Origin of the sequence: Gemella haemolysans, assembly GCF_901873445.1 — a bacterium.
Taxonomy (GTDB): Bacteria; Bacillota; Bacilli; order Staphylococcales; family Gemellaceae; genus Gemella; species Gemella haemolysans_C.
Map to the genome: position 1 here is coordinate 30,197 of NZ_CABFLN010000003.1, position 12,082 is coordinate 42,278.

Genomic DNA, 12,082 nt, shown 5'->3' on the forward strand with positions numbered 1-12,082 from the left:
TTGGCATTTTCCAAGTTCCTCTTTCTTTCTACTCACCTAATCTAATTACCTTATCACATATTGATAATGTTGATTTATTATGTGAAATTATTATTGTTATCTTATCTTTTTTACTTTCTTCTAAAGCTTTTAGCACTTCGATTTCACTGAAGATATCGATGTTCGCTGTTGCTTCATCAAGAATCAGAAGTTTACTATCATTGTAGAATGAACGTGCTACTGATAAACGTTGTTTTTGACCCGAACTTATGTTCGAACTTCTCTCTCCAACAATTTCATTTTCACGGCGTTTTAAGCTATCCACAAAACCTCTTAAATTAGTTTTTCTTAAAGATGCATCCAATTCTTCTTTATCTAAATCTTTTTCGAAGAATGTGATATTATCTTTAATTTTTGCATTGAATAAGTAACTATCTTGTAAAATTATCGAGCTATTTTCTCTAAAGTAACGATTATCTATATCTCTTAGATCAATACCATCGATAGTGATATTACCTTCCATGTTTTCATCTGAGATGAATTTCATAATAAGTTTCGCTATTGTAGATTTACCGCATCCACTAGGTCCACTTAATCCGATAATCTCACCTTTTTTCACGTCGAAGCTTAGATTATCCACTACAGTATTATCAGCGTATCGATATGTTAAATTATCAACTTTAAGTTCGTTAAAATCAACAACTACTCCGCTATTTTCCGCTTCTTCTGGCGTATTCATAAGCTCTAAAAATCTCTTTCCACTAGCCATCGTCTGACTTAATGTTGAAGCAAGATTCCCCATGTATAAAATAGGAATAAACGATACGATAAACATCGCAACTAATGAAACAGTTACGAACTGACTATCAAGAGAAGATGCCACATAGATAAATGCCAACACCCCGATATTGTAAGTTACAACATTTAGAACATTCAAATCTACTAAAAATTTATTTTTAAGATATGAACTTCTTGTCAGTTCTTCGGTTTCCATATCGATGTTACGTTTTGCTTCATCGATTTTTCCATATTGTAATGTTTCAAAAATTCCATAAGCTTCTTCTGATGAATTGTTGTTTACTTGAGTCAGTTTACGGCGATAATTTTCACCAACATCTTGCCCTACATTTCTAAAACTTAACGGATATACAAGTCCAATTACGATATAAATTATTAACGCTACTAATGCTAGTTTCACGCTAAAGAATAGTAAGAAGATACTAACTACTAAACTTTGCACGATATAAATCATAAATGGTGTTATCGTGTGCGCGTAGAAAACTTCTAATAATTCAATATCAGTCGTAATCATCGTCATATAATCACCAGATGTGTTTTTTGTAAAACTATCGACAGATATACGTTTGAATTTCTCTAAAACTTTAACACGTAAGGCATGTAGTACTTTGAACGCTACATAGTGATTTAAAAGTTGCTCAGTATAACTGAATAGCCCTTTTAATACAGCTAAAGCGAAAATCACGATAAATAAAATCGCAGCTATTGTCGTTATTTTCGTTAAAAAGAATAACGAGATGAAGTAGGTAAATACAACAAGCGTTAAGTGCCCTAAACTCCCGAATAGAGTCGCTCTAAGTAATGGACGTTTAAACTCTTGAGCAATAGCTAAAAGTTGTTTTAATTCTCTTAATGATGTCATTACTCTACCTCCTTAGCTAAAAATTTTGATTTCAGTTGTTGTTGATCTGTGAATAATTTTCTATACAGAGAATTTTCTTCAATCAGTTCATCATGTGTTCCTTCTTCGATAATTTTCTTATCTTTTAGAACATAGATATTATCTGAATTTGTCACAGTCTCTAAATCGTGAGAAATAACGATAATAATTTTTCCTTCTTTTATTGAATCGAAGGCATTAAGCACGATTTCTTTACTGTAATCATCAATATTCGATACAGCTTCATCAAGTATATACAAGTAAGAATCTTTTAGTATTGCTTTTGCTGCAAGTAATCTTTGTTTTTGACCACCTGAAAGATTCGAAGCTCCTATCGCAAGTTCATAATCTAGACCACCGTGTTCTTCTACAAAACCTCTAAGATTAACTTTTTCTAATGCATTGTACATTTCTTCTTCAGTTATATTTTTACGAACACTTAGATGCTCTCTTACAGTACCTTTAACTAAATAACTATCATTAGTAATAAGTGTCGTAATTTTAGCCATTTCTCTAGTAGGAATACTATCGATATTGAAGTTGTCGTATTTTATACTTCCGCTATAGTTAGAATTTAAACCTAAGATTAGTTTGATAATAGTAGACTTACCACTTCCACTTTCTCCTACTAATGCTGTTTTCGTACCAGGTTTAAATATCATATTAATATTTTCTAAAGTCGTCTCCTCACCATAAGAGAAGCTTACATTGTTCAGAACAATATTCTTTCCAGCCTCTACCTCGATAGTCTCGTCTTTTTCTTGTTCCGGATAATCAAGAAGTTTATAGATATTATCTAACTCAACATTCCCTTTCATCGAAATATGGAACAAGCCACCTAAAGCACGTAACGGTTTGAAACATTCTAAAGAAGCTACGATTACGAAAACAATAAGTTTCTGATCTTTCACCGCAAAAATAGCAATAATCGATAAAACAAAAATAGAAACATAAGTAATAGCGTCCATCACATTAATAGAATTAAGTTGGTGACGAAGTAACGCCATCGTTGATTTTCTATATTTTGCACTACGAGTATCAACATCACTCGCTACGTTATCTTCTTTACCGTAAATTTTTGCCGTTGTGAAACCTGATAATCTATCGTAAAATACCTCTGATAAACTTAAGAAATCACTAAAATTCTTTTTATTAGCTTTTTTCGATCTCTTAATAATAATCATAATAGACACAGGAATAAGCGGATATAATAATAACATCGCTATAAATAGTAAGATGTGAATCTTCCCATAAATCACAAACGAGCTAAGTACTATAAATAATGTTGCAAACATCTGTGGTACAAACTTATTGAAATAAAACTCAATATTCACAATCGATGAAGAATTCATCACAAGAAGACTACCAGTGTTTACTGCTTCTGTGTAATTTAGTGAAAGTTTTTCTACTTTGTTGTAAATCTCTTTCCTTAATGTATTTCTAACCTGTTTAGAAATTTTGTGACTGAAGTAATTATCCCCTGTTGTAACTGCGTAATAAACTACTAAACCTACTACCGTTTTTAGAATAAATCCTAATACAGCGCCGCTTCTACTCTCTTCACCTAGTGAATAAAATAGAAAATCTACGAAATTGTAGATAAAAAATAGCGAGCACCAAAAGGCAACAAGTTTAAGAATCGCTACGAGATATACTTCTTTTTTGATATTAAAGAGAGCCATCGCTCTACCATCTATCTTCATAATATCTCCTTATTTAATTTCAAATTTAGATTTATTTTACATAAAATGAGTAAAAATATAATATCAGACTTAGGTTGTTTTTTATAAAAATCCAACATTCACTCTTTTTATGAAAAAGGCTCTAGCTACCTTTATTGATATTTATTATCAATTACTATTATACTATATAGCTAAATTAAAAGATAGCTTTAAAGTTTATTGTTACGAAAATGTTCAAAAATACAAAGAATGTTCGGGAAATGAGGTTTTATCTCGTTTCCTATAACGCTTTGCGTTGCATGGTTTTGTTTGTATAGGGTGCACAGTTTGCCGTTGCTTATTAATTTGTATGTTTTTCTTAGAAAGACAGCGAGTAACTTTTCTTTTTACTCCTAATCTCACTTTTGCTCTTACATTTCCTATTTTGTAAGAACAAAAGTCCAAATGCAAATAAAAAGAAATAAACTCCAGATTTTTCCTCTGGAGTTTTTTTTCGTCTATTCTTTTATAATTCTATAGTAAATTTTTGATGTTATTGCATAAACTATTAGATAGAAGATTGCGAAGACTACTATTGTCACAGCTAGTGCTTGTAAGAAAATACTATTATCTGTTATTAAGAATAATCTTAAGATTTTCTCGATAAATGGATATGCTACTATCGTGTGTAGTGTCGCTATAATTAGCGGTGAGAAGAAGATTAACAATACTTGTGATCTTATTGATTGTTTAATCTGTTTATCTGTAATACCTACTTTTCTCATGATTTCAAAGTTTCCTTTATCTTCATATCCTTCTGAGATTTGTTTGTAGTACATGATTACCACTTGAGATGTTACAAATATTAAGCTTATGAACACTCCGATGAATAGGAATGATGCGAAGACTCCTCTAAATGTAAGTTTATTTTCTTCTTTACCTTCTATTTCTATACCACTTTGTTTTTCTAGTTTTTTAAAGCTTTCGATTACCTTAGCTTCTTTAGTTGTATCTTTGATATTGAAGGCAACGTAGTTTTGAAGTGTAGGAATACCTGTTTGTATACTAATCCCTCTTTTTTCTAACTCTTTACTACTTAACTCTGTTAGTTTTGTAGCTAATTTAGTTGCTTCTTTCTCATCTTTAACAACAGCATAATATGTATCCATAATATTTGCGGTAGCCGAACCTATTGTTCCCGGAAACTCAGATAATTTTTCTTTAATTTTATAGTCACTACCATTTAGTGAAATAGTATTGTGATTGTAGTTTCCTTTTTTGTCGATATGTAATAAAATTTCATTACTTTCTAATGTTTTATTTTTATTAGCGAACTTATTATAATCTTTTAATTGTAAAACAACTATCATTTTAACATTACTTAAGTCTACACCTACATTTGATTCAAAATTGAACTTATCTTCAACTAATCTTCCTACCATAGGTAATGAATTATATGAGACCATGTCTTCCACTTCAGTTCCCGCTTCTTTAGCTGATAATTTTGCATTATTTTCAATTTCTTTTAGTTTATCACTAGTAGAATGATAACCTGCAATCATTAATTGTCTTGGGAATCTTTCGTTGTAAGATTTTTCCATACCTGCATATAATGCTGATGTTGATCCCATAGTTACAAGAACCATTGTAGATAATATACAGATATTCGCTAATCCTACTGCATTTCTCTTCATTCTGTACAATAAACCAGAAACACTGATGAAGTTTTTAGGTTTATAGTAGAAGTTTTTATTATTTTTCATGATTTTTAGTACTGTGATACTAACTGCCATAAATACTAGATATGTACCTATAATTACCGCAATTACCGCAAAGAAGAATACTGTTATTGCTTTTATAGGATTTTGTACCGTTTGTGCTGTGTAATATCCATAACCGATTAATGCTAACCCGATTATCGCTAGAATCCATCTAGATTTCGGTTCTTTTTCACCTTTATTTTCATCTTTTAATAAAGCTACAATTCTAAGTCTGGCTATTTTTATAACAGTATAAAGTAATAATAAGAAGTATATTCCTCCGAATAATAGTACTGAGAAAACTATAGCTATCGGTGTTATGCTGAATCCAAAGCTAACTCCCGCTGAGAATAATTTTAATAATACTAACAACATAAGTTTATCAAAAATTATTCCTAATCCAATTCCTAACACTATTGTAGTTACAGCGATAAAAATTGTTTCTAACACTAAGATTTTAGCTATTTGTTTTTTCGTCATACCTAAAACAGAATACAATCCAAATTCTTTTACCCTACGTTTTACTAAAAAACTATAAGTGTAAAATAAGAAAATTACAGAGAACAGCGCAATTACAATAATACCGAAACTTAATACCTGTTTCGTAGCATCAATACCGTTTGGAAGTTTGTTTAAATTGTCCCCAAATGCTAGAGATGACAATATGTAAAACGACATTATTGTAAAAATTGCTGATAACACATACGGTATTATAAATTTTTTGTTTTTTACAAGGTTATTTAAAGCAAATTTGCTATAAAAGAAGCTCATCTTACTCACCTGCCTGCATTAAAGTTAACGTGTCATTAATTTTTTGGAACATCTCACTCGTAGTCGCATTTCCTTTTCTAAGTTCATGGAAAACTACCCCGTCTTTAATAAATAATACACGTTTAGCACGAGCTGCTGTTTTCACAGAGTGCGTAACCATAATTATTGTTTGTCCTGCATTATTAAGTTTTTCAAAAACTTCTAACAGTTGATCTGTTGATTTTGAATCTAGCGCTCCTGTAGGTTCGTCCGCTAAGATTAATGCTGGATTCGTAATAATCGCACGAGCTACCGCTACCCTTTGACGTTGCCCACCAGATACTTCATATGGAAACTTGTTGATTAATTTATCAATTCCTAAAGGTTTAGTTACTTTCTCTAATCTTTTTTCCATATCTTTATATTTTTTATTAGCCAGTACTAACGGTAATAAAATATTATCTTTTATAGAAAAATTATCAAGTAGATTGAAATCTTGGAAGACAAATCCTAGATTGTCACGACGAAAATTCGCTAAATCTTTATCTTTCAACTTGCTTAAATCTAAATTGTTTAAATTCACATTTCCTGATGTTGCTTTATCGAATGTTGCGATAATATTTAATAAAGTAGTTTTACCACTTCCACTCTCACCCATAATCGCTACATATTCACCATTATCTACTGCGAAATTTACATTTCTTAACGCTTCTGTACTTTGTGTACTTAATCTTGTTGTATAAACTTTTCTTACATTGTTGACTTCTAATAACATTTTTATCACTCCTGAATTCTTTTTATCTTATCTTCCTAGTTCGAACTTTTCTACAACTTCCTCGTTGTTTATATTTATATTCTACCTTACTTTTCTTACGGATTCTATCGATTTTCCTTACAAAAAAGCTCCCAACCTTACACTTTTGTAAGATTGGGATATTTATTACTTTTTATTTGATTTCAAAGAGGCATTATTACCTTATTTCCTGGGAAATTATAATCTCAATATATCTGTAAATCTTTGTTCAGAGTTGCTATCTAGTCTGTGTGTGATTAGAATTACCGTTAATTTTGGATTAGTTAATAGAAGTTCTTCTATTTTCTCTGCATTATCCTTATCTAAATTAGAAGTTATCTCATCTAACAGCACTACTTTTTTCTCTCTAATTATTCCACGAGCCAAGGCTATTCTTTGTTTTTGACCACCCGATAAATTCTTACCACCTTCTACAAGTTCAGTATCTAAGCCATCCTCTAAACTTGCTAAAAACTCACCTAATCCTACACTTTCCAACACATCTTTAACTTTTTCATCAGCATAATCATCACCTAGCGTTATATTAAATCTTAGACTTTCTGTGAAAATATACGGTTCTTGCGGAATATATAACATCTTATCATACAGGCTATGCTTATTAAGACCCTCTAGTTCTTCTCCGTTAAATTTAATTTCACCTTCGTAATTTTCTATTCTTCCAGTCAATAATTTTAACAATGTAGATTTTCCACTACCACTTTCACCGACAATAGCGTATTTACCATATTTATTAAATGAATACGAAATATTTTTTAATACACTTTTCTCTTCATATTTATAAGAAACATCTTCTAATTCTATAGTTTCAATTTCTTCTTTTAATAATTTTTTACTAGCATCTTCATCATTAATTGTCTTAGCTTCTTCTTTGAATTTCTCGAATTTTTCAAAGATTGGCACTACGATATTTAACTCTACCGTAATATTCATAATATTTCCTACTGAATTAAAAATCGTCGATGTTAGTGACTCTACCGTTAAAATAGATCCAAAGCCTACAATATTTTTCAGAGCTAATATTCCTGTTAGTAATACTACACCAACTTGCCCTACTAAATTTCCTAAGCCACCTAGAACTCCGGCTAATCCGACACTTTTTCTTAGAGACACTGATTCTTTTAATACTTCATTAGAAGAGTTTGCTACAATTTTTTTCAAAATTCCTAATTTATTAAACGATAATAAACTATCGAATCCCTGTAAGTAATTTGTATTTTTACTTATTAATTTTTCTAACGAACCTGAATATCTCTGAGCTTTATTCTGGATAGATTTTTGCGCAAGTGCTGGTAAAACTAATGTAAGAACACTCATTACTATAGAGAAAACGATAATCGACCAGTGGAATGCAAGCAGTCCAACTATAGCTAAAAGCGTCTCTATTATCGCTGTAATACTTTGATAAAAATTACCAAATCCTTTTTCCTCAACAATCATCAAATCATTACTAAGCCATGATATGTAATCTCCGCTATTTTTCTTATTAAAATTAGCATAGTTATTTTTAGAAATTGCATCAACGACATCACATCGGATGTCAGTTATCATTTTTTGCACTACATAGTTTTCATACGGAATTTTTATATAAAGAGAAACTAAATATAATAAAAACACTATACCTGCATAGGCTATATTATAGAAAAATCCATCGGTATTTGACTTAATTAATTCGTTAAATCCATCCCCTATAAAATATGCAGCGACAACCTTACATGCTCCTCCAAAAATAATTAGCAAAAGCAACAAACTATTTTCTAAATATCTTTTCTTTAAATACTGCTTCATCTTTTCCCTCCTTATACCTTACTAATATTCTATCAAATATACCTAATTTAAACAAAATAGTTTTCAGATAATTTATTTTATTTGTTAGAAAATAATTCTTATGCATATTATAATATATATATATCAAGTAGCTTTTTAGATATCTAATAAACCACTGCAGAAAGTGACTCGACAAAATCATGTTTCTTCTAACTCACGATTTTTGAGTCACTCGCATATATCAAGTAAATTTTGTCAGGTTTATAACTAACTTACTTTGGGAATTTATCAATTTATATCTAGTCTCACTTGTGAAATTAAAAAATCCTCTCAAGAGTTAAATCTATAATCTAACTCTCGAGAGGATTCCTTATTTATTTTCATCTAATCCCTTAAAGTATCTTCTTTCGGGAATATTATTTCTATTCTAGTTCCTTCGCCTACTTTTGAAGAAATTTCAATATGATGTCCAAGTTTATCTAGAGTTTTTTTACATAAATACAAACCTAGACCACTCGATTTTTTTTCGTATCTTCCATTAAAACCTGTAAAACCTTTTTCGAAAATTCGAGGTAGATCTTCTTCTTTAATACCCATACCGTTATCTTCTATAACTAGTTTATTTTCATAGGTTTCTATTGTAATTTCTCCACCATTGCTAGTGTACTTCACACTATTACCTAGTATTTGTTCAAAGGCGAAGCTCAACCATTTTTTGTCACTAATTACCATTGTTTCATGTGAAACATAATTTAATTTTATCTTTTTGTTAATGAAGATAGTCGCATATTTTTTTACACTATCTTTCACAACTTCATCAAGATTAATTTTCGTTATAACATAATCCGACGATATACTATCTAATCTTATGTACGTTAGAACCATTTCAACATAACGTTCTATTTTAAACAATTCTTGCTGTAAAATTTTTTGATCTACTTCTTCATTATCTAACAGAAAATTCATTGCAGCAATCGGCGTTTTTATCTGATGAACCCACATACTATAGTAATCAACCATATCTGTATTTTTTTGTCGATTCTCCTGAGTTAGTTTTTCTAACTCTTCATATAATTTCTCTATAATTTTATGATAATAGTCAATCCTAATATCCAAACTCTTCGGTAAATCTTCAAGATCATTTAAAACATTCTTCTCTAGGAATTTTAATTTTTTATAACTTTCTCTATAATTAACAAAATCTGAAAAGCTAGCTACAAGCGCTGCTAAAAAACAAAAACTTCCCGTATATATTAGAGCTTCTAGTGGCAAATTATATAAATAAAACATAATGAAAAATATAGCAATAAAAACTACGAACAAAATATAAACTTTTGTGTTTTTCTTTAAATAACTTTTTAATATTTCCATTAGACTATATATCCTTTACCTTTTTTAGTAGTAATAAATTCATCTATTCCTATACTTTTCAACTTAGAACGCAGTCTGTTTATATTCACCGACAAAGTATTTTCATCTATAAAGTTATCATTTTGCCATAAGGCGGTAATTATTTCTTCTCTTGTTACTATTTTTTCTCTATTTTCTAATAATACTGTAAGAATTTTACTTTCATTTTTTGTTAGTTCAACGAGATTATCTTGATATTTCACCTCATCACGGCTCATATCAAAAATTACATCCTTATAGACTACAAGATTCGAAGATCCACTAAAATTATAAACACGGCGGAGTAGGGCTTCTATTTTTGCCTTTAGGACAACTAACTTAAATGGTTTTTCTATAAAATCATCTGCACCGATATTCATAGCCATAACAATATTCATATCATCATTCGCAGATGAAATAAAAATTATCGGCACTTTCGACAACTTCCTAATCTCCTCACAGAAATAATAACCATCAAAGTAGGGGAGATTAATATCCATTAATACTAAATCCGGTGATTGTTCCACAAATTCCTTAACTACATTTTGAAAATCTACGACTTCATGTGTAGCGTACTGCCATTTTTGTAGATATCCAGCTATTGAATTTGAAATTATTTCATCATCTTCTACTATCATTACTTTATACATGTTTTCACCCCTTAGCTACTATTATTACTAAAATTATATCATAAACACTCTTCTTAAGATATATTCTATTAAAAAATATATCTTTCTCTATATTTCTTGAAAAATAAAAAGCAGAGATTGTCTAGGAAGGAGTTTAAATGAAATTTCCACGCTGCCTCGCTTCTATTTCGTGCTCCCAAACAACCTCTACTCAAAAAGAGAAAATTGTGGATTAAGATGTTATTTTAAATATATAGTATTAAAATAAATGGCTGTCAAGGGTATTTAGTAATCTGTCTTAATCCACAAATTTTAATAAAATATTAATTATTTTAAATTATTGTTTCTCGTGAAACTTTTCTCTTAGATATTTTCTAATGCTAAACGTAAGTCTTCGATTAAGTCATCTGCATTTTCTAGACCTATTGATAGTCTAATTTGTGCAGGAGTAATTCCTGTGTATTGTAATTCTTCTGGACTTAATTGACCGTGTGTAGTTGAAGCAGGGTGGATTGCTAAACTTTTCGCATCAGCTACATTTGCTAAGTTAGAGAATATTTCTAAACTATCAATTACTTTACGCGCAGCTTCTTCTCCACCAACTACATCGAATGAGAAGATTGATCCACTACCTTTAGATAAGTATTTTTTAGCTAATTCATAGTATTTATTTCCTTCTAATCCAGGATAGTTAATTGATTCTACTTTAGGGTGTTTTACTAAGAAGTCTATTACTTTTTTAGTGTTTTCTACATGACGTTCTACTCTTAGAGATAATGTTTCTAATCCTTGTAATAATAAGAATGCGTTGAATGGTGATAATGCCGCTCCTGTGTCACGTAATAATTGTGTTCTTACATTCGTAATAAATGCTGCAGCACCAACATCTCTTGTATAACTTAAGTTGTGGTAACTTGGATCTTCATCTACTAATTGAGGAAATTTTCCGCTACCTTCCCAGTCGAATTTACCACTGTCTACGATAACTCCACCGATTGATGTACCGTGTCCTCCGATAAATTTAGTCGCAGAGTGAACTATAATATCTACACCATGACTAAATGCATTGATTAAGTATGGACTAGCAAATGTGTTATCAACTACTAATGGAATTTTGTGTTTATGAGCAATTTCAGCCCATTTTTCTAAATCAGCTACGTTTGCTAATGGATTTCCTAAAGTTTCTACAAATAGTGCTTTAGTTTTATCTGTAATAGCTTGTTCAATTTCTTCAAAGTTATCTGGATCTACAAAAGTTGCATCTACTCCATAACGAGGTAATGTAAGTTTTAACAGGTTGTAAGTTCCTCCGTACACATTTTTAGACGATACGATGTGATCTCCAGCATGAGCTAATGTTAAGAATACATATGTAATTGCAGCCATTCCTGAAGCAACAGCTAATGCTCCAACACCACCTTCTAAAGCGTTAATTCTTTCTTCGAAAACAGCAGTAGTAGGGTTTGTAATACGTGTATAAATATTCCCAGCTTTTCTTAATGCAAATGAATCTGCAGCATCTTGAGTATCATCAAATACAAAAGATGTTGTTTGATAAATTGGTACAGCTCTTGCTTTTGTGTCTCCAACTGTTTGTCCAGCGTGCAATTGTAATGTTTCAAAACTAAATTTTCTTGTCATAATAATTTTTCCTCTTT

The 12,082-nt window shown here is 30.5% G+C and carries 8 protein-coding genes; all 8 read right to left on the reverse strand.

Going from position 1 to position 12,082, the window contains the following annotated elements; genetic code table 11:
• Positions 1 to 28: 28 nt before the first annotated feature.
• The 8 genes from JX287_RS00455 to JX287_RS00490 all read right to left on the reverse strand — a co-directional run bounded on the left by JX287_RS00455 (position 29) and on the right by JX287_RS00490 (position 12,065).
• A complete protein-coding gene (locus tag JX287_RS00455; protein WP_204641278.1) occupies positions 29 to 1,639 on the reverse strand; it encodes an ABC transporter ATP-binding protein in 1,611 nt (536 codons plus the stop codon).
• Positions 1,639 to 3,360, reverse strand: a complete 1,722-nt coding sequence (locus JX287_RS00460) for an ABC transporter ATP-binding protein/permease (RefSeq protein ID WP_204641279.1) — start codon at positions 3,358 to 3,360, stop codon at positions 1,639 to 1,641. The genes JX287_RS00455 and JX287_RS00460 overlap by 1 nt, the downstream gene beginning before the upstream one ends.
• Positions 3,361 to 3,836: 476 nt before the next feature.
• Complete coding sequence (locus tag JX287_RS00465) at positions 3,837 to 5,756, reverse strand: ABC transporter permease (RefSeq protein WP_239650293.1); 1,920 nt, start codon at positions 5,754 to 5,756, stop codon at positions 3,837 to 3,839.
• Between the two features lie 94 nt (positions 5,757 to 5,850).
• On the reverse strand, positions 5,851 to 6,603 hold the full coding sequence (locus JX287_RS00470; RefSeq protein ID WP_204641281.1) for an ABC transporter ATP-binding protein: 753 nt from the start codon (positions 6,601 to 6,603) through the stop codon (positions 5,851 to 5,853).
• Between the two features lie 216 nt (positions 6,604 to 6,819).
• A complete protein-coding gene (locus JX287_RS00475) occupies positions 6,820 to 8,427 on the reverse strand; it encodes an ATP-binding cassette domain-containing protein (RefSeq protein WP_204641282.1) in 1,608 nt (535 codons plus the stop codon).
• 363 nt (positions 8,428 to 8,790) lie between these two features.
• On the reverse strand, positions 8,791 to 9,777 hold the full coding sequence (locus tag JX287_RS00480; RefSeq protein ID WP_204641283.1) for a sensor histidine kinase: 987 nt from the start codon (positions 9,775 to 9,777) through the stop codon (positions 8,791 to 8,793).
• A complete protein-coding gene (locus JX287_RS00485; RefSeq protein ID WP_204641284.1) occupies positions 9,777 to 10,445 on the reverse strand; it encodes a response regulator transcription factor in 669 nt (222 codons plus the stop codon). Before JX287_RS00485 ends, JX287_RS00480 begins: the two co-directional genes overlap by 1 nt.
• A 342-nt stretch (positions 10,446 to 10,787) precedes the next feature.
• Complete coding sequence (locus tag JX287_RS00490) at positions 10,788 to 12,065, reverse strand: O-acetylhomoserine aminocarboxypropyltransferase/cysteine synthase family protein (RefSeq protein WP_204641285.1); 1,278 nt, start codon at positions 12,063 to 12,065, stop codon at positions 10,788 to 10,790.
• Positions 12,066 to 12,082 lie beyond the last annotated feature (17 nt).

Bases quoted from the DNA above. Each gene is read 5' to 3' on its own strand.
- JX287_RS00455 (WP_204641278.1), bottom strand. From the start codon at position 1,639: ATGACATCATTAAGAGAATTAAAACAACTTTTAGCTATTGCTCAAGAG.
- JX287_RS00460 (WP_204641279.1), bottom strand. From the start codon at position 3,360: ATGAAGATAGATGGTAGAGCGATGGCTCTCTTTAATATCAAAAAAGAA.
- JX287_RS00465 (WP_239650293.1), bottom strand. From the start codon at position 5,756: ATGTCGTTTTACATATTGTCATCTCTAGCATTTGGGGACAATTTAAAC.
- JX287_RS00470 (WP_204641281.1), bottom strand. From the start codon at position 6,603: ATGTTATTAGAAGTCAACAATGTAAGAAAAGTTTATACAACAAGATTA.
- JX287_RS00475 (WP_204641282.1), bottom strand. From the start codon at position 8,427: ATGAAGCAGTATTTAAAGAAAAGATATTTAGAAAATAGTTTGTTGCTT.
- JX287_RS00480 (WP_204641283.1), bottom strand. From the start codon at position 9,777: ATGGAAATATTAAAAAGTTATTTAAAGAAAAACACAAAAGTTTATATT.
- JX287_RS00485 (WP_204641284.1), bottom strand. From the start codon at position 10,445: ATGTATAAAGTAATGATAGTAGAAGATGATGAAATAATTTCAAATTCA.
- JX287_RS00490 (WP_204641285.1), bottom strand. From the start codon at position 12,065: ATGACAAGAAAATTTAGTTTTGAAACATTACAATTGCACGCTGGACAA.